This is a genomic window from Microbacterium galbinum, from assembly GCF_023091225.1.
GTDB classification, from domain to species: domain Bacteria; phylum Actinomycetota; class Actinomycetes; order Actinomycetales; family Microbacteriaceae; genus Microbacterium; species Microbacterium galbinum.
Genome location: NZ_JAHWXM010000001.1, coordinates 2337385 through 2354236 on the forward strand (window position 1 = coordinate 2337385; position 16852 = coordinate 2354236).

A 16852-nucleotide genomic window follows, 5' to 3' on the forward strand; every position below is an offset into this window, starting at 1 on the left:
AGACGACATGACCGACCAGCTGCGCCTCGTCATCGGCTGCGATGACGCCGGATTCGACTACAAGGAGATCCTCAAGGGCGACCTCGAGCAGAACCCCGGCGTCGTGTCGGTGGTCGATGTCGGCGTCGACGCCGACGGGCACACCGCCTACCCGCGCGTGGCGATCGCCGCCGCCGAACTGGTCGCTGCGGGCGAGGCCGATCGCGCGCTGCTCATCTGCGGCACGGGTCTCGGCGTGGCGATCGCCGCCAATAAGGTCGCCGGCATCCGTGCCGTCACCGCGCACGACTCGTTCTCGGTCGAGCGCGCCGTGCTCTCGAACAACGCCCAGGTGCTCACGATGGGCCAGCGCGTCGTCGGCATCGAGCTCGCGCGTCGTCTCGTGCGCGAGTGGCTCGGCTACCGGTTCGACACCACCAGCGCGAGCGCCGAGAAGGTCGCCGTCATCGACGCGTACGAGACCACCGGCGCCTGCTGATGCCGCAGGTCACGGTCGGGGTGAGCCTGAAGACGTACTTCGGGCACGAGCGGGCACGCGCCTGGTTCGACGACGTCGCCGCGCGCGTGCGCGACCACGACGCCGTGCGCTCCGGTGCGGTGACGTTCTTCGTGACTCCGACCTATCTGCAGGTGCTGCCCGCGCTCGCCGCCTTCGCCGGTACCCCGGTGCGCGTCGGTGGGCAGGACGTCTCGGCCGAAGAACCCGGTGCGTTCACGGGAGAGGTAACCGCCGCCGAGCTCGCCGAGGTCGGTGCCACGATCGCCGAGATCGGGCACGCCGAGCGGCGCCGCCTCTACGGCGAGACCGATGAGGTCGTCGCCGCGAAGGTCGCCGCCGCGCTGAGGGCCGGGCTGACCCCGCTGCTCTGCATCGGTGAGAGCGAGCGGCAGCTTCCGGCGGATGCCGCGGACGTGGCCGTCGCCCAGCTGCACTCGGCGCTGACGGATGCCCCCGCCGGCGCCGTGATCGTCGCGTACGAGCCGGTCTGGGCGATCGGCGCCCCCGAACCCGCGCCCCACGTGCACGTGCGCGTCATCGCGTCGGCGTTGCGCGCGGCGCTCGACGCCGATGCCGCACGCGACGGATCGGTCGTGATCTACGGCGGCGCGGCGGGACCGGGGCTCCTCACCGCTCTCGGCGATGCGGTCGACGGGGTGTTCCTCGGGCGCTTCGCGCACGACCCCGATGCCCTCGTCTCCGTGCTCGACGAGGCATCCGTCCTGGCCCGTCGTCGCGAAGGCGGCGCCGCATGATCGGCCTCGGCACCTACGCGTACTTCTGGCAGCACTCCGATCGTGCGCCCGAGCAGCTCGGCCTGATCGGCGCCTTCGAAGACACCAAGGCCCACGGCGTCGACCTCTTCCAGATCTGCGACTTCGCGCCGCTCGACACGATGAGCGATGTCGAGGTGCGCGATGCGGCCCGGGCCGCGCGCGAACTCGGCCTCACGATCGAACTCGGCACCAAGGGCATCGTTCCCGAGCACCTCACCCGCTACCTGCGTCTCGCCGAGGTCTTCGACGCGCGACTCGTGCGCGGCATGCTCTACGGCCCCGACTCGCGCCCGACGCTCGCCGAGGCCGAGACCTCGCTGCGCAGCAGCATGCGCGCCTTCGAACGCGCGGGCGTCAGCCTCGCCCTCGAGACGTACGAGCAGGTCGCCACCGCCGACCTCATCGGCGTGATCGACCGGGTCGGCAGCCCCCGGCTGGGCATCTGCCTCGACCCCGCCAACGTGGTCGCCCGGCTCGAGCATCCGCAGACCTGCACCGAGCAGACCGCGCGACTCGTGAAGAACGTGCACGTGAAGGACTTCGCCTTCGCCCGGCAGGACGGCTGGGTCGGGTTCACCTACTCGGGCACCGCCATGGGAACGGGCCTTCACGACTACGCCCACCTGCTCGAGACCGTGCGTCCGCGCGAGCGAGGCATCAACGAGATCGTCGAGCACTGGCTGCCCTGGCAGGGCGACGCCGCGACCACCATCCGAACCGAGCGGGAATGGACCCGCATCACACTCGAACTGCTGAGGAGCACTCCATGACCGACACTTCGACAGCCGCGGCGACCGAGACCGCGACCTACCGGATCGCCGTGATCGGCGCCGGCGGCAAGATGGGCATGCGCGTCTCGAACAACCTCGTGAGGACCGACCACACGGTCTGGTACGTCGAGAACTCGTCGGCCGGCCAGCAGCGCACGCTCGACGCGGGACGCGAACTGACGGATGCCGCGACCGCCGTCGCCGACGCCGACATCGTGGTGCTCGCCGTGCCCGACCTCGCCCTCGGACCGGTGACCGCCGACCTCGTGCCGCAGCTGCGCCCCGGTGCGATCGTGCTCACGCTCGACCCGGCCGCGGCATACGCCGGGTTGCTCACCACGCGCGACGACGTCATCCAGGCCGTCGCGCACCCATGCCACCCGTCGATCTTCCTGCAGCGCGAGACGCCCGAGCAGTGGGCCGACACCTTCGGCGGAATCGCCGCCCCGCAAGACGCGATCGCCGCGATCGAGAGCGACGACCCCGCCAAGCAGGCCATCGTCGAGGCGACCGTGCGCGCGATCTACGCCCCCGTCATCGACGTGCACTGGGTGACGATCAAGCAGCTCGCGCAGCTCGAGCCGACCCTCGTCGAGACCGTCGCCTGCATGATCGGCGCGCTCCTCAACGAGGCGCTCGACGAGACCGTCAAGACCATGGGCGTGCCCGAGGCGGCGGCGCGCAGCATCCTCTACGGCCACACCCAGGTCGCGCTCGCCAACGGTCTGCGCGGCGACAACCCGTTCTCCGACGCCTGCCTGATCGCCATGGACTACGGCCGCGAGTCGATCATCAAGGACGACTGGAAGAAGATCTTCCGCGACGACGAACTCGACAAGAACCTCGCCCGCATGCTGCACCTCGACCACATCGAGCGGTAGGCCGCGGGGCGGTTTCGAAGGGGCGGCCCTTCGTCTCGCTGCGCTCGCTCAGGAACCGGTTCCTGAGCGAGGAGCGCAGCGACGAGACGAAGGGCCGCCCCTTTTCGTGCGCGCACGAGACGAACGGTCGACTCACGCGGAAATGTGACGTCATCGGACGGAACGTCTGTTCACGGTGCGGAACGTCGATAGGCGCCCGGGCGATCTGACGGTTCTATGGGCGTACCCACCGCACGCCCGAGCGATCCAGGAGCCGCCGTCATGTCCGACACCACCGCGCAGAAGCCCGCCCACACCGTCACCACCGAGCCCGCCGCCCATCGCGTGCGCGTGCTCGCCGGAGACGCCGTGCTCGCCGACTCGACCCGCGCCATCGTGCTGCACGAGTCGAACCACGCCGACCGCTACTACCTGCCGCGCGAAGACGTGAACTGGGACCTGCTGCAGGAGACCGCGTCGACGAGCCACTGTCCCGTCAAGGGCGACGCCGACGACTACTGGGCGCTGAAGAGCGACCCCGCCACCGACGTCGCCTGGTCGTACCCGACCCCGTTCGATTACCTGCAGCCGATCGCCGGCCACGTGGCCTTCTACTCCGAGCGCGTCCAGGTGGACGCCGCCGAACTCCTTCCGCAGTAACGCCTCACCCGACCCCAAGGACACCGCCCATGACCGTTCTCTCCTCGCCCCCGACGGCACTTGTGCCGGGGCGCCGCAGGCCCCTGGCGATCGTCGCCGCCCTCAGCGCGACCCTGCTGGCGCTCGCCGGATGCGCGACCGCCACGCCCTCCGACGACACGACGGCGGATGCCGCGTCCGCGGTGTACCGCATCGGCATCAGCGATCCCGGCGCCGAGCTCGACCCGCTGACGGTCGCCGACGGCGACGCGCAGCTGATCACGGGGCTCGTCACGGAGCAGCTCGTGAGCTTCACCGCCGACGGCGAGGCGCTGCCGCGTCTCGCGACCGACTGGGAGGCATCCGACGACGGTCTCACCTGGACGTTCACGCTGCGCGAGGGGGCGACGTTCAACGACGGCGACCCGGTCACCGCCGACGACGTCGTGGCGACGTTCGACGCCCTCATCGGCGACGACAGCATCTCGCCCGCGAAGAGCGCGTTCACCGGCATCCTCGACTCCGTCGCCGCCACCGACGAGGGCACCGTGACGTTCACGCTCGCGCGGCCGTTCTCGGACTTCCCGCGTCTGCTCGCGGGCAACAACACCGGCATCCTGCCCGCCGACTACGAACCCGGCACCTGGCTCGAGAACCCGGTCGGTGCGGGGCAGTTCCTGCTCGAGGACTACGAGGTCGGCCGCAGTGTCACCTACGTCAAGAACCCCGACTACTGGAACGCCGACGAGATCGCCCTCGACGGCATCGAACTGAAGGTCTACAAGGATCCGCAGGCGATCGTGCTCGCGTTCCAGGCGGGGGAGATCGACCGCATCACCGTGTCACCCGAGGTGCTCGCGACCGTGAACGTCGACGACTACGACACCCTCTCGGCGGGATACAGCCACTTCTACGGCATCCACCTCAACGTCACCGAGGCCCCGTTCGACGACGTCACGATCCGGCAGGCGCTGGCCTGGGCGATCGACCGCGATGCGATCGTCGACCTCGTCTTCGGGGGTACGGCCACACCGGGCAACGACTTCCCCGTGCTGCCGGACTACCTGCCCCAGCCGCTCGACATCGAGCAGCGTGCGCAGGATCTCGACAAGGTCGCCGATCTGCTCGACGGGCGCACGGTGTCGTTCACGATCACGACGTCGTTCCAGCTCTACGGCGAGGTGCTGCAGCAGCAGCTCAACGCGATCGACGGCTTCGACGTGCAGCTCGAGGTGCTCTCCGACGAGCAGTACTACGCCGAGGGCGACGACTCTCCCTGGCTGAACGCTCCGCTCACCATCACCAGCTGGGGCAAGCGCGTGCCCTCGCAGTACTACTCGCTCTTCTACGCAGAGGGCGCGGCGTGGAACGCCGCGCACTACGCCAACCCCGACCTGGGGACGCTCGTCACCGACTTCGACGCCACGACCGACGAAGCCGAGCGCGAGCAGCTCATCACCGAGATCTCGCAGACGGAGTGGACGGATGTTCCGACGATCATCCCCGCCCTGGTGCGCTCGGAGGTGCTGCAGAACAAGCGGGTCACGGGCGACTTCATCGCCCCGATCGACTTCTGGTCGGGCTACAACTTCGCCGGCATCTCGATCGCGAGCGAGTGACCCATGACCGTCAGCTTCTCGTCGGGCGGGAACGCCGCGACGGCGTCGTCCGCCCGACGGGGGCTGGCGGTCCTCCGTTCCCGGCACAGCCAGGTGCCGCGACTGATCGGGCAGCGCCTCATCCAGGTGCCGCTCGTGCTGCTCGTGGTGTCGTTGCTGGTGTTCTGGCTGATCGAGGTCGTACCCGGTGATCCCGGTCGCAACGCCCTCGGCCAGTACGCGACCTCCGAGCAGGTGCAGGCATGGAACGAGGCTCACGGGCTGACCGGCTCGCTGGTCTCCCGCTACTTCGCCTGGCTGTTCGGTTTCGTCAAGGGCGACTGGGGCACCAGCCTCATCTACGGCGCTCCGGTGCGAGAACTCGTGCTGGGGCGCCTCGGCAACTCGCTCTTCCTCGGGGCGGTGGCGTTCGTGATCCTGGTGCCGGTGGCTTTCGGGCTCGGCGCGATCCAGGCCCGCCGTGAGGGATCGCGCACCGACCGCACGCTCACGATCGCGCTGATGTCGTTGGCCTCCGTGCCGGAGTTCGTGGTCGGCGTGCTGCTGCTGATCGTGTTCAGCCTGTGGCTCAAGTGGTTCCCGATCCAGTCGTCGATCAGCCTCGACGGCCCTCCGGTCGAGGTGCTGCGGGCGCTCGTGCTGCCGGCGGTGACCCTCGCCCTGGGCTACCTGTCGGTGTTGGCGCGCATGACCCGCACGGGCGTGCTCGACACCCTCGACTCGCAGTACTACCGCACCGCCGTCATCAAGGGGGTGCACGGTCCGCAGCTCGCGGTCGGGCACGTGGCGCGCAACGCGCTCATCCCCACGGTGTCGCTGCTGGGCGTCTACGTCGGCACGCTGCTGGGGGGCAGTGCGATCGTCGAGACGCTGTTCGGTTACCCGGGGCTCGGTGCCCTGCTGGTGTCGGCGACGGTGGAGAAGGACATCTTCCTGCTCGAGTCCGGGGTGATGGTCACGGGGGTCGTCGCGCTGCTCGCGCTCCTGATCACCGACATCGCCCTCGTGCTCATCGACCCGCGCGTGCGCTTCGACGAAGGGGAATGACATGGCACTCACCGAAGCGGTGCGCGGTGCCGACCCGGCCGCGATCGACATCATCGAGACGGATGCCGTCGCCACCGGCATCCGTCGTCCTTCTGGATCGCGTTCGCCGCGGCCGCGTCGCTGGGCCGCTCTCCTGCGCCGCCCGACGTTCGTGATCAGCGCGCTCATCGTGCTGTTCTGGGTCGTGGCCGCCGTGGGGTGGCGCCTCGTCGGCCTCGATCCCTTCGCCGACAGCGGCGCCCGCCTGTCGCCGCCGAGCGCCGAGCACTGGTTCGGCACCGACCGCATCGGTCGCGACGTGTTCGCCCGCGTGCTCGCCGGGGCCGAACCGGCGCTGCTCGTCGGACCGATCGGGGCGGCGCTCGCCACCGCTCTCGGGTCGACGCTCGGCCTCATCGCCGGCTACCGCCGCGGCTGGGTGGACCAGCTCTTCATGCGCGGTTTCGACGTGTTCCTCACCCTGCCGACGCTGATCTTCCTGCTCGTGATCGTCGGCGCGTTCGGCGGCAGCGCGCCGACGATCATCGTGGCGGTGGGCATCCTCTTCGCCCCCGGTATCGCCCGCATCGTGCGCGCCGCCGTGCTCGTCGAGATGGGCAAGCAGTACGTGACCAGTGCGCGCGTGCAGGGAGAGAGTGCGGTGCGGATCGTCTTCCGCGAGCTGCTGCCGAACGTCTGGCCGCAGGTGCTCGTGCAGGCGACGTTGAGCGTGGCCGGCGCGATCTTCATCTCGTCGTCACTGTCGTTCCTCGGACTCGCGTCGGCGCCGCCCTCGCCCGACTGGGGGCTCGCGGTCAACGAGAACCGCACCTACCTGCAGGCCGCGTGGTGGACGCTCGCGTTCCCCACCCTCGCGATCGCCTCGCTCGTGGTCTCCCTCAACCTGATCGCAGACAACTTCCGAGAGGTGTTCCGACGATGACCGAACCACTGGTGAGCGTGCGCGGACTGACCGTCGACTACGAGGTCGAGGGTCAGCGGCGGCGGGCCGTCGACGGCGTCGACTTCGACATCGAGCCCGGTGGATCACTGGGACTCGTGGGGGAGTCGGGGTCGGGCAAGAGCACGATCGCCTTCGCCCTGGCGCGTTACCTGCCGGCGGGGGCCCGGGTGAGTGCCGAGCGGCTGACCGTCGCCGGGCACGACGTGCTCGGTCTCGGACCGCGGGAACTGCGCGAGTACCGTCGAGGCTCGATCGGCTTCGTCTATCAGGAGCCCGCGCGGGCGCTCAACCCCACTCGGTCGGTCGGCAGCCAGGTCGCCGAGACGTACCGCTTGCAGGGTCTGCGCTCGGCGGCGGCGCGGGCGGCGACCATCGCCGCGTTCGCCGACGTCGGCCTGCCCGACCCCGCCTCGTTGGTCCATCGATTCCCGCACGAGCTCTCGGGAGGGCAGCAGCAGCGCGTCGTCATCGCGATGGCGCTCGCCGCGGATCCGCGCCTGCTCATCCTCGACGAGCCGACCACCGGGCTCGACAGCCGGGTCGAGGCCGAGGTCATCGCGCTCGTCGGCCGACTGCGCCGGGAGCGCGGGTTCGCCACCCTGCTCATCAGCCACAACCTGCCGCTCGTCGCGAGCCACACCGAGCGGATCGGGGTGCTCGAGCGCGGCATCCTCGTCGAGCACGGTGAAGCCGCGGGCCTCGTCGAGACCCCGCTGCACCCGTACTCGCGTGTGCTGGTGGAGGCGGTGCCCTCGCTCGACGCGCCGTCGCGCCCCGTCGAGCCCGAACACGCGCAGCCGCTGCTGTCGGTGCGCGGTGTCACGAAGCGCTACGGCGCGCACCTCGCGCTCGACGGCGTCGACCTCGACATCGGCCGCGGCGAAGTGCTCGGCCTCGTCGGCGAATCGGGCAGTGGCAAGACCACGCTCGGCCGGGTGATCGCGGGGCTCGCGCGCTCCGAGGGCACGGTGGAGTTGGACGGTTCGGATGCCGCGGACGCGGTGCCCGTGCAGTTCGTGTTCCAGAGTCCCGACGCCTCGCTCAACCCGCGGCGCACCGTGCGGCAGACGCTCACGCGATCGATCCAGCTGCTGCGCGGAGACACCGACGCCGAAGAGCTCGCCCTCTCGACCGGACTCGCGGGCGACGTGCTCGACAAGCTCCCCGACGAACTCTCCGGCGGCCAGAAGCAGCGCGTCGCGATCGCCCGTGCCTTCGCCGGCCGCAGCCCGCTCGTGGTGTGCGACGAACCGACCTCGGCGCTCGACGTGAGCGTGCAGGCGCGCGTGCTCGACCTGCTCGTCGAGCTGCAGGAGCGCACCGGGGTGTCGTACCTCTTCATCACGCACGACCTCGCTGTCGTCCGCCGCATCGCGCATCGCGTCGCCGTGCTCAACGGCGGACGCATCGTCGAGACCGGAGCGGTCGACGACGTGCTCGGTGCGCCCCGGCATCCGTACTCGGCATCCCTCGTGGATGCCGCCCGCAGCCTGCGCGGCGAGACCACGCGGGGGCTCCGCGACGTCATCGCCGCGTAGGCCCGCGAAGGACCGGGCGCGACCTGCGGGAGGTCGCGCCCGGTCGTCTCCTCGGGCCCTGCGTTGCTGAGCGTGGGCCCTGCGTTGATGAGCGTGAGTCCTGCGTTGCTGAGATTGAGCCCTGGGTTGCTGAGCTTGTCGAAGCATCGCGGGGCGGGACCCTTCGACAAGTTCCGGGACCCGAATCCGAGCGGCCCGCGTTCATAACTCCTCAAGAACGCGTCCGCCGGGCCTTGAAACAGCCGAATCCGGCCCGATCTTCCCGATTCTCCGGAGTTATGCGCGGCCCCTGCGTACCCAACTCAGGACAAACCGAGCTCGGCGGACCGAAATCCATTGTTTCTGGCCCGATTCCGCCCGTTTGTCCTGAGTTAGGACGGCGTCCGCCTGTCGCGCGTACACTCGCGGGACGCATCAGAACATCTCGTCCGCACACGGTCCGCTCGCCCGCGCCGATTCCGGGAACAGGGCGTTCGTGTCCCTGGCGGGCTAGTGCGACCAGGTCTATCCGGTCGGGTACCTCGAGGACCTGCGCCGCGAATGGCCTGACTGACCGAGTCGCGCGAGGGCGTCGGCGATCGCCGCGCCCTCGGCCGCGTCGATGCGGCGCCAGAACTCCACGGCGCGCTCGCGCAGCGCCGGGTCGGTGATCTCGGCGAGCTGCGACACGACCACGCCGCGCAACCTCGCTCGGCCGGGATCGTCGAGCACCCGGCGCACGAGGTCACCCGCCTGGCGGAAGTCGTCGGCGGCGTCCCACTCCCGGGCGCGCGCGGCGAGGTCGTCGTCCCAGCCGGGGGCGGATGCCGTGAACGGCGCGACCGCACGACTCGCGACCCCCTCCTGCACGCGGTGCCGGTGGAAGCGCCAGTAGCTGTCGATGCGCGAGAGCAGCATCGGGTCGGGGCTCGGGCCGATGCCGGGAACGAAGCTCGATGGGGCGAACGCCGCCTGTTCGATCTCGGCGACCTCGTCGTCGGGGTTGCGGTCGAGCACGAGCCGGCCGACCTCGATCAGCGGATACGACGCTTTCGGCCAGGTCTTGGTGAGGTCGAACGCGTTGAACGGGGCGCTGCGGGCGTCGTCGTCGGGCATGACCTGCACCGACAGCGTCCACGACGGATGCTCTCCCCGGTCGATCGCGGCGCGCAGGTCGTGCCGCTGATGGTCGACCTCGGTCTCGTCGATCTCGGATGCCTCGTCGTCGGAGAGGTTCGAGATGCCCTGGTCGGTGCGCAGGTGGTACTTGACCCAGAAGCGCTCGCCGGCGGCACTCACCCACTGGAACGTGTGCGATCCGAAGCCGTCCTGGTGCCGCCACGACCGCGGGATGCCGCGGTCGCTCAGCAGCCACGCCACCTGGTGGGCGGACTCGGGGTTGCGGGTCCAGAAGTCCCAGAGCCGGTCGTAGTCGAAGACCGAGCCGTCGCGGTACATCTTGTGGGCGACGACGAGAGAGGCGAACTTCGCCTCGTCACGCAGGAAGAAGACGGGGGAGTTGTTGCCGACGAGGTCGTACTCGCCGTCGGGGGTGAGGAACTTCACGGCGAAACCGCGCAGGTCGCGCCAGGCCTCGCGGCTGCCCCGGTAGCCGAGAGTCGCCGAGAATCGCACGACGACATCGGTGCGGATGCCGGGCTGGAAGAGCCCCGCGTGCGTGAAGGCGCGCACGTCGCCGGTGGTCTCGAAGAAGCCGAGCGCACCCCCGCCCTTCGAGTGGCGGATGCGCACGGGGACCGGTCCGGGGTCGGCGGCCGGGTAGTCGGCGCGACGTGCGGTGGTCCCCGTGCTCACCGGGTCAGGCCTTTGCGCCGGGGCCGTCGCCCACGGGGCGGATCTCGAGGGAGTCGTAGAACGCGATGTGCCCGCCGATGGGCGTGAACGCGCTGATGGGTTCGGGGTACGACCACGCGACGGGCGAGGCATCCGCACCGTCGGCGAGGGCCCAGTAGTCGCTGGCGACGCCCTTGAACGGGCAGAACGTGGTGTTCTCGACGCGGCGCAGCCGGGTGAGGTCGACGTCGCCGCGCGGGAAGTAGAGCCGCGTGGGCACGTCGACCTCGTGCAGTTCGATGACGTTCGAGCTGGTGGCGATGCGTTCGTCGCCGCTCCAGACCTCCACCGTTCCCTCGTGCGCGGTCAGGTGCACGAGGCCGTCGGTGGCGATGCCGGGGGCGTCGAGCACGGCGGAATCGGTCATGGTGTTCCTCCTTCGGGGTGGCCGGGCGCCGAAGAGGAACGTCGCGTGCTGGATCACGAGCGTCGCGGTGGGTTCGAGCATCTTCTCCTCCTCGGTCGGATGACACGCCCATCAAAGCCCCGTCGCCCGGATCGCGCGACGATGGTTCCTCTCGGTGACGACACATGACTCCGGATGACGCGCGCGGTCTCCGCGTGACCGGCGTTGACGCCCCGTGAACCGCACCGTTCCGCTCGTCGAGGGGCCGCTCTAACGTGGCGCCATGTCAACCCCGCACTCGCCCGCCGGCGTCACCGAGTCCCTGCACATCGGTCTGTTCGCGCACCTCGCCGATCATCGCGGCGCGGTCGAGCAGACGTACCTCGACTACCTCGATCTGTTCGTGCATGCCGAGGGGCTGGGCGTCGGGTCGGCGTGGGTGCGTCAGTTCCATCTGGCGAAACCGGATGCCGGTCGGCTGGGTGGCCTGCCGTCGCCGTTCGTGTTCCTGGGCGCCCTCGCCGCGCGCACCTCGACACTGCGGCTGGGCACGGCGGCGATCACGCTTCCGCTCGAGCAGGTGCTGCGGGTGGCGGAGGATGCCGCGGTGCTCGACGCACTCAGCGGGGGCCGGGTGGAGTTGGGGCTCGCGAACGGCGGACAGCCGCAGACGGCATCCGCGTTCGGCATCCCGCACATCGGCGATCGCACGCAGAGCCGCCGGGCCTATCTCGAGGCCGTCGATCGGCTGGCCGCCGCCCTGCGCGGCGAGGCCGTGACCGTCGACGGCGAGGTGATCGCCCCGGCGCGACCGGACCTCGCCGACCGGATCTGGCACGCGACCCTCACCGCGCAGAGCGCGTACGAGACCGGTCAGCGAGGCGAGGGCGTGCTGATCGGCACCACCCAGGTCGTGCCGGCCGAGGCGTACCACCGGGGTCTCGCCGAGGGGGCGGTGCCGCGGCTCGGCTTGTCGACGTGGATCTTCCCCGGCCGCACGCGTGAGGAGGCCCTCGCCCAGGCCGAGGAGGGGCTGATCGCGAAGTGGCAGTGGGCGCGGGACTTCCTGCCCCAGGCCGACTCGACCGCGCAGATCGCCGAGCGCCTCAACCTGCACTACGGCACGGCCGACGACATCGCGGCGTCGATCGCGACCCACCCGGCGTTCGCCCACACGACGCAGATCCAGTTGCAGCTCGATGGCCTCTACCGTTCGCTCGAGCAGCAGAAGGACGCCCTCGAGCTCTTCACCTCCGACGTCGCACCGGCGCTGAACGCGGCGATCCGCCGCGAGGTGGCCGCATGAGCCGCGCGCCCCTCGTCTTCGCGGCCGGCGTGTTCTACCCGGGCGGCGAGCACATCACCGGCTGGAGGTCGGGCGCCGACGCGTCGTCGTACCTCGACCTCGACTACTGGACCCGCTTCGCGCAGACCGCCGAGTCCGGGCGCTTCGCGACACTGTTCCTCGCCGACGAGCTGTACGTGTGGGATCGGTTCCGTTCGGGCATCGAGCACGGCACCAACGTGCGCCTCGAACCGTTCACGCTGCTCAGCGCGCTCTCGCAGCTGACGACGAAGATCGGCCTCGCCGCCACGGTCTCGACCACCTACAACGAGCCGTATCACGTGGCCCGCAAGCTCGCCTCGCTCGACCACCTCAGCCACGGCCGCGCGGCGTGGAACCTGGTCACCAGCGCGAGCGACGAGGAGGCCCGCAACTTCGGCCGCGACACGCACCTCGACCACGGTATCCGCTACGAGCGCGGCGCCGAGTTCGTCGACGTCGTGAACGGTCTCTGGGACGGCTGGGACGACGACGCCTTCATCTTCGACAAGAGCTCCGGGCGTTACGCCGACCGCTCGAAGCTCCACGTGCTCGAACATCGCGGCGAGCACTTCGCCGTGCGCGGACCGCTCAACATCCCTCGCCCGGTGCAGGGGCATCCGCCGCTGTTCCAGGCCGGGGCGTCGGAGGCCGGCCGAGCGTTGGCGGGTCGCACGGCGGATGCCGTCTTCACCCTCGGCGGTGGATCGCTGGCGTCGGGCCAGAGACTCTACGACGACTACAAGCGGCGGGCGCTCGCCGCAGGCCGCGGGGCCGACGATCTGAAGGTGCTGCCGTGGTTCTCGCCGATCATCGGCGACACCGAAGCGGATGCCGAGGAGCGGTTCCGCGAGCTCGCCGAGCTCACACCCGAGCGGGTGCAGGTCGACCTGCTCGCGCACTACCTGGGCGTCGACCTGGGCGAGCGCGACGTCGACGAGACGTTCACCTTCGACTTCGATCACGAGAACTTCAATCAGTCGAAGTCGGGGTACAAGGGGATCGCCGACCTGCTCGCGCAGCGCCCCTACACGCTGCGGGAGCTGGCGTGGGAGGTGCTGCGCCGCCGCTTCACCGTCGGCACGCCCGACACCCTCGCCGCCCACCTCATCGAGCGGTACGAGAACGGTGCGGCCAACGGGTTCATCCTGATGGCGCCGACCCTTCCCGACACCCTCACCCGGTTCGTCGAGCACATCGTGCCCCGCCTGACCGATCACGGAATCTACCCGGGGGAGTACGCGGGCGACACCCTGCGCGAGAACCTCGGCCTCGCCCGCCCCGCCGGAAGGTACGCCGCATGACCCGTCGACTGCTCCTCGCCGCTTTCCTCTTCCACCCGGGAGGGTCGCACGTCTCGGGCTGGCGTCACGACGACGCCGAGCCGCACCGGCACGTCGACATCGACTACTACGCCGACTTCGCGCAGACCGCCGAGCGCGGCATCTTCGACACGCTCTTCCTCGCCGACGGGCTGTACTTCTGGGATCGCTTCCCCTCGGGGGTCGACCACTACGGTCAGACCCGGCTCGAACCGCTCACGCTGCTGTCGGCGCTCGCCGCGCGCACGAGCCGGATCGGGCTCGCGGCCACGGTCTCGACCAGCTACAACGAGCCGTACCACGTGGCCCGCGCGCTCGCCTCGCTCGATCACATCAGCCGTGGACGCGCCGCCTGGAACCTCGTCACCTCGCGCTACCCCGAGGAGGCCCGCAACTTCGGCGGCGATGCGCACCTCGACCACGCGCTGCGGTACGAGCGCGGGCGGGAGTTCGTCGACGTGGTGCAGTTGCTCTGGGACAGCTGGGCCGACGATGCGATCCTCGCCGATCGCACGAGCGGGCTGTTCGCCGACCCCGAGAAGCTGCACGTGACCGATCATCGGGGAGACCATTTCGCGGTGCGCGGGCCCCTCAACATCGCGCGACCTCCGCAGGGGCATCCGCTGCTCTTCCAGGCCGGCGGGTCGGAGGCCGGGCAGGAGCTGGCGGCGGCGACCGCGGATGCCGTGTTCGCCCGCTCGCTGCCGCTCGCCGAGGCGCAGCGGTTCTCCGCCGGGCTCAAGGCGCGTGTGGTCGCTCACGGGCGCGACCCCGGAGACGTCGCGATCCTGCCGCAGTACCGTCCGGTCGTGGGCGAGACGACGGCGGATGCCCGGGCCGAGGCCGCACGCATCCTCGCGTCGACACCCGACGCGTTGATCGTCGAAGACGTCGCGCACTCGATCGGGCAGGTGCTGAGCGCGGATCCGGATGCCGTGATCGCGCTCGAGTCGGACGCCGGTGCCGCGGGCGGTGTCGCCGCCGGCATCGCCAACGAGTCGAAGTCACCGAACCGGCGCCTCGCGCGGCTGCAGGCGGGGGAGCGCCTGACGGCGCGGGAGCTGTACGCCGAGTCGTTCTGGGAGTCGGTGTCGGTGGGTACGGCGTTCGAGATCGCCGACGACATCCAGGAGCGCTTCGAGACCGGCGCCGCCGACGGCTTCGTCGTGCAGGCGCTCACGCAGCCGACCGGGTTCCGCGAGTTCGTCGACCAGGTGGTGCCCGAGCTCCAGCTGCGGGGCCTCACCCGGCGCGCGTACGAGGAGAGCACGCTCGGCGAGCGGTTCGGTCGCGCGCGGCCCGAGCGGCGGGTGCCGGAGTCGGTGCTGTCATGAGCGGCCTCGGATTCAGCACGCGGCAGTTGCACGCGGGGGAGCGGCACGACGGGCCGCACGCGCCACGAGCGACACCCATCCACCTGAGCGCCGGCTTCGTTTTCGACGACTTCGATCAGGCGCATGCGCGCTTCGCGGGCGCCGACGAGGGCTTCAGCTACACGCGCGTGGGCAACCCCACGAACGCTGCAGCGGAACGTCGCATCGCCGATCTCGAATCGGGCTCCGCGGCGCTGCTCGTCGGCAGCGGACAGGCCGCGGTCGCGACCACGATCCTCGCCCTCGTCTCGACCGGCGACCACGTGCTCTCCTCGTCGAGCATCTACGAGGGCACCCGCGAACTGCTCCGCGACGACCTCGCGCGCCTCGGTGTGACCGTCGACTTCATCGCGGAGCCGAACGACCTCGCGGCGTGGGAGCGCGGCATCCGTCCGAACACCCGTGTGGTGTTCGCCGAATCGATCCCCAATCCCAAGAACGACGTGCTCGACGTCGCCGCCCTCGCCCGCCTCACCCGTCGGCACGCGATTCCGTTCGTCGTCGACAACACGCTCGCGACGCCCTATCTGCTGCGGCCCCTCGAAGACGGCGCCGACATCGTCGTGCACTCGGCGAGCAAGTTCCTCGCCGGTCACGGCACGGTGCTGGGCGGGGTCATCGTCGACGGCGGCACGTTCCCGTGGGCGGCGCACGCCGACGCCTACCCGCAGATCGCCCGCACGCCGGGGCCCGACGGACTCACCTTCGCCGAGCGCTCACCGCACACGGCGTTCCTCGACTTCGCCCGCCGCGTCGCGATGCGGTACGGGCCGGTGCCGTCGCCGCTCAACGCCTTCCTCATCCTGCAGGGGATCGAGACGCTGTCGCTGCGCGTGCAGAGGCAGTCCGACTCGGCACTGCACCTGGCGCGCTGGTTGGAGGGGCATCCGCAGGTCGAGTCGGTCGACTACAGCGGGCTGCCGTCGAGCCCGCACCACGCCGTCGCCCGCCGCTACCTCACGCGCGGATTCGGGGCGGTGCTCGCCGTCACCGTGCGCGGTGGGGTCGACGGGGCTCGCGCCTTCACGAACGCCCTGCGCGTCTTCACCCGCATGACCCATCTCGGCGACGTGCGCTCTCTCGTGCTGCACCCCGCCACCACCACGCACGTGCTGCGTGATGCCGACGAGCTCGCCGCCGCCGGCATCCACCCCGGTCTGCTGCGGTTGTCGATCGGGTTGGAAGACCTCGACGACCTCGTCGCGGATCTCGATCGGGCGCTCGGTGAGGTCGCGGGGGTCGCGGGGACGTCATCGGCGCCGGCGGAGGTGCCGGTGGTGGAGGCGGTCTCGCCGCGGCGTCTGCTCGCGGTCTGAGCGGAGCATCCACCCCGCTTCTCGAAGGGTCCCACCGCGTGCGCACCCCCTATCGCCGCCCGAGCGGGCGGGGTACCGTCGCCCCATGGGACGCCTCATCTACTCCATGATCACGTCGCTCGACGGCTACGCGAGCGGTCCGGACGGCGGGTTCGACTGGGCGCTCGACCCGGGCGTGCACGCCTTCATCACCGAACGGTTCGACGACGTCGGCACCTACCTGTACGGCCGGCGCATGTACGAGACGATGTCGTACTGGGAGACCGCGCACCTCGAGCCCGACCAGCCGCAGGAGGGCATCGACTACGCCCTGAGCTGGCAGAAGGCGGACAAGATCGTCTTCTCGCGCACGCTGGCCGAGGTGTCGAGCGCCCGCACCCGCATCGAGCGCGAGTTCGACCCGGAGGCGGTCGCGCGGTGGAAGGACGAACTGCCGCACGACCTCACGATCGACGGCCCCACGATCGCGGCCGAGGCGATCCGCGCGGGCCTGGTCGACGAGTTCCAGATGTTCATCGGGCCCGGCATCGTGGGCGGCGGGCTGCGGTTCTTCCCCGACGGGGTTCGCCTCGATCTCGACCTGATCGACGAGCACCGTTTCGACGGAGGGCTGATGTACCTGAGGTATCAGGTCGCCGGCGCCTGAC

Annotated in this window: 16 protein-coding genes; 14 read left to right on the forward strand and 2 right to left on the reverse strand. The window is 70.5% G+C overall.

The features are described from left to right. Window positions 1–7: 7 nt before the first annotated feature. The 9 genes from KZC52_RS11140 to KZC52_RS11180 all read left to right on the forward strand — a co-directional run bounded on the left by KZC52_RS11140 (window position 8) and on the right by KZC52_RS11180 (window position 8691). Entirely contained in the window at window positions 8–478 is a 471-nt protein-coding gene (locus KZC52_RS11140) for a ribose-5-phosphate isomerase (RefSeq protein ID WP_247624107.1), read from the forward strand. Beyond that, window positions 478–1254, forward strand: coding sequence for a triose-phosphate isomerase family protein (locus KZC52_RS11145; protein ID WP_247624108.1), 777 nt, complete (start codon window positions 478–480; stop codon window positions 1252–1254). The genes KZC52_RS11140 and KZC52_RS11145 overlap by 1 nt, the downstream gene beginning before the upstream one ends. After that, on the forward strand, window positions 1251–2045 hold the full coding sequence (locus KZC52_RS11150; RefSeq protein WP_247624109.1) for a sugar phosphate isomerase/epimerase family protein: 795 nt from the start codon (window positions 1251–1253) through the stop codon (window positions 2043–2045). The genes KZC52_RS11145 and KZC52_RS11150 overlap by 4 nt, the downstream gene beginning before the upstream one ends. Then, window positions 2042–2926, forward strand: coding sequence for a phosphogluconate dehydrogenase C-terminal domain-containing protein (locus KZC52_RS11155; protein ID WP_247624110.1), 885 nt, complete (start codon window positions 2042–2044; stop codon window positions 2924–2926). The genes KZC52_RS11150 and KZC52_RS11155 overlap by 4 nt, the downstream gene beginning before the upstream one ends. Before the next feature lie 261 nt (window positions 2927–3187). Further along, window positions 3188–3565 carry a DUF427 domain-containing protein gene (locus tag KZC52_RS11160; protein ID WP_247624111.1) on the forward strand — a complete coding sequence of 126 codons (378 nt, stop codon included), beginning with the start codon at window positions 3188–3190 and terminating at the stop codon, window positions 3563–3565. Window positions 3566–3594: 29 nt separating this feature from the next. Beyond that, on the forward strand, window positions 3595–5163 hold the full coding sequence (locus KZC52_RS11165; RefSeq protein WP_247624112.1) for an ABC transporter substrate-binding protein: 1569 nt from the start codon (window positions 3595–3597) through the stop codon (window positions 5161–5163). A gap of 3 nt (window positions 5164–5166) precedes the next feature. Further along, window positions 5167–6210, forward strand: coding sequence for an ABC transporter permease (locus KZC52_RS11170; protein WP_247624113.1), 1044 nt, complete (start codon window positions 5167–5169; stop codon window positions 6208–6210). 1 nt (window position 6211) lies between these two features. Further along, window positions 6212–7132 (forward strand): ABC transporter permease, encoded by a 921-nt coding sequence (locus KZC52_RS11175; RefSeq protein WP_247624114.1) that lies wholly within the window; start codon window positions 6212–6214, stop codon window positions 7130–7132. After that, window positions 7129–8691 (forward strand): ATP-binding cassette domain-containing protein, encoded by a 1563-nt coding sequence (locus tag KZC52_RS11180; protein ID WP_247624115.1) that lies wholly within the window; start codon window positions 7129–7131, stop codon window positions 8689–8691. The genes KZC52_RS11175 and KZC52_RS11180 overlap by 4 nt, the downstream gene beginning before the upstream one ends. Window positions 8692–9195: 504 nt before the next feature. Here the strand turns inward: KZC52_RS11180 and KZC52_RS11185 are convergent. Next, window positions 9196–10485 carry a catalase gene (locus KZC52_RS11185; protein ID WP_247624116.1) on the reverse strand — a complete coding sequence of 430 codons (1290 nt, stop codon included), beginning with the start codon at window positions 10483–10485 and terminating at the stop codon, window positions 9196–9198. A 4-nt stretch (window positions 10486–10489) separates the two neighbouring features. Then, window positions 10490–10972, reverse strand: coding sequence for a DUF427 domain-containing protein (locus tag KZC52_RS11190; RefSeq protein WP_247624117.1), 483 nt, complete (start codon window positions 10970–10972; stop codon window positions 10490–10492). Window positions 10973–11153: 181 nt separating this feature from the next. On the opposite strand from KZC52_RS11190, the gene KZC52_RS11195 reads away from it, so the two are divergent. The 5 genes from KZC52_RS11195 to KZC52_RS11215 all read left to right on the forward strand — a co-directional run bounded on the left by KZC52_RS11195 (window position 11154) and on the right by KZC52_RS11215 (window position 16851). Beyond that, window positions 11154–12176, forward strand: a complete 1023-nt coding sequence (locus KZC52_RS11195; RefSeq protein ID WP_247624118.1) for an LLM class flavin-dependent oxidoreductase — start codon at window positions 11154–11156, stop codon at window positions 12174–12176. After that, window positions 12173–13498, forward strand: coding sequence for an LLM class flavin-dependent oxidoreductase (locus KZC52_RS11200; RefSeq protein ID WP_247624119.1), 1326 nt, complete (start codon window positions 12173–12175; stop codon window positions 13496–13498). Before KZC52_RS11195 ends, KZC52_RS11200 begins: the two co-directional genes overlap by 4 nt. Next, window positions 13495–14850: an NtaA/DmoA family FMN-dependent monooxygenase gene (locus KZC52_RS11205; RefSeq protein ID WP_247624120.1), complete on the forward strand. Its 1356-nt coding sequence runs from the start codon at window positions 13495–13497 to the stop codon at window positions 14848–14850. Before KZC52_RS11200 ends, KZC52_RS11205 begins: the two co-directional genes overlap by 4 nt. Then, complete coding sequence (locus tag KZC52_RS11210) at window positions 14847–16205, forward strand: O-acetylhomoserine aminocarboxypropyltransferase/cysteine synthase family protein (RefSeq protein WP_247624121.1); 1359 nt, start codon at window positions 14847–14849, stop codon at window positions 16203–16205. Before KZC52_RS11205 ends, KZC52_RS11210 begins: the two co-directional genes overlap by 4 nt. A gap of 85 nt (window positions 16206–16290) precedes the next feature. Next, window positions 16291–16851 (forward strand): dihydrofolate reductase family protein, encoded by a 561-nt coding sequence (locus KZC52_RS11215; protein WP_247624122.1) that lies wholly within the window; start codon window positions 16291–16293, stop codon window positions 16849–16851. Window position 16852 lies beyond the last annotated feature (1 nt).

What these genes read in the sequence shown, in the direction of transcription:
- KZC52_RS11140 (WP_247624107.1), top strand. Translation starts at nt 8, where the DNA reads ATGACCGACCAGCTGCGCCTCGTCATCGGCTGCGATGACGCCGGATTC.
- KZC52_RS11145 (WP_247624108.1), top strand. Translation starts at nt 478, where the DNA reads ATGCCGCAGGTCACGGTCGGGGTGAGCCTGAAGACGTACTTCGGGCAC.
- KZC52_RS11150 (WP_247624109.1), top strand. Translation starts at nt 1,251, where the DNA reads ATGATCGGCCTCGGCACCTACGCGTACTTCTGGCAGCACTCCGATCGT.
- KZC52_RS11155 (WP_247624110.1), top strand. Translation starts at nt 2,042, where the DNA reads ATGACCGACACTTCGACAGCCGCGGCGACCGAGACCGCGACCTACCGG.
- KZC52_RS11160 (WP_247624111.1), top strand. Translation starts at nt 3,188, where the DNA reads ATGTCCGACACCACCGCGCAGAAGCCCGCCCACACCGTCACCACCGAG.
- KZC52_RS11165 (WP_247624112.1), top strand. Translation starts at nt 3,595, where the DNA reads ATGACCGTTCTCTCCTCGCCCCCGACGGCACTTGTGCCGGGGCGCCGC.
- KZC52_RS11170 (WP_247624113.1), top strand. Translation starts at nt 5,167, where the DNA reads ATGACCGTCAGCTTCTCGTCGGGCGGGAACGCCGCGACGGCGTCGTCC.
- KZC52_RS11175 (WP_247624114.1), top strand. Translation starts at nt 6,212, where the DNA reads ATGGCACTCACCGAAGCGGTGCGCGGTGCCGACCCGGCCGCGATCGAC.
- KZC52_RS11180 (WP_247624115.1), top strand. Translation starts at nt 7,129, where the DNA reads ATGACCGAACCACTGGTGAGCGTGCGCGGACTGACCGTCGACTACGAG.
- KZC52_RS11190 (WP_247624117.1), bottom strand. Translation starts at nt 10,972, where the DNA reads ATGCTCGAACCCACCGCGACGCTCGTGATCCAGCACGCGACGTTCCTC.
- KZC52_RS11195 (WP_247624118.1), top strand. Translation starts at nt 11,154, where the DNA reads ATGTCAACCCCGCACTCGCCCGCCGGCGTCACCGAGTCCCTGCACATC.
- KZC52_RS11200 (WP_247624119.1), top strand. Translation starts at nt 12,173, where the DNA reads ATGAGCCGCGCGCCCCTCGTCTTCGCGGCCGGCGTGTTCTACCCGGGC.
- KZC52_RS11205 (WP_247624120.1), top strand. Translation starts at nt 13,495, where the DNA reads ATGACCCGTCGACTGCTCCTCGCCGCTTTCCTCTTCCACCCGGGAGGG.
- KZC52_RS11210 (WP_247624121.1), top strand. Translation starts at nt 14,847, where the DNA reads ATGAGCGGCCTCGGATTCAGCACGCGGCAGTTGCACGCGGGGGAGCGG.
- KZC52_RS11215 (WP_247624122.1), top strand. Translation starts at nt 16,291, where the DNA reads ATGGGACGCCTCATCTACTCCATGATCACGTCGCTCGACGGCTACGCG.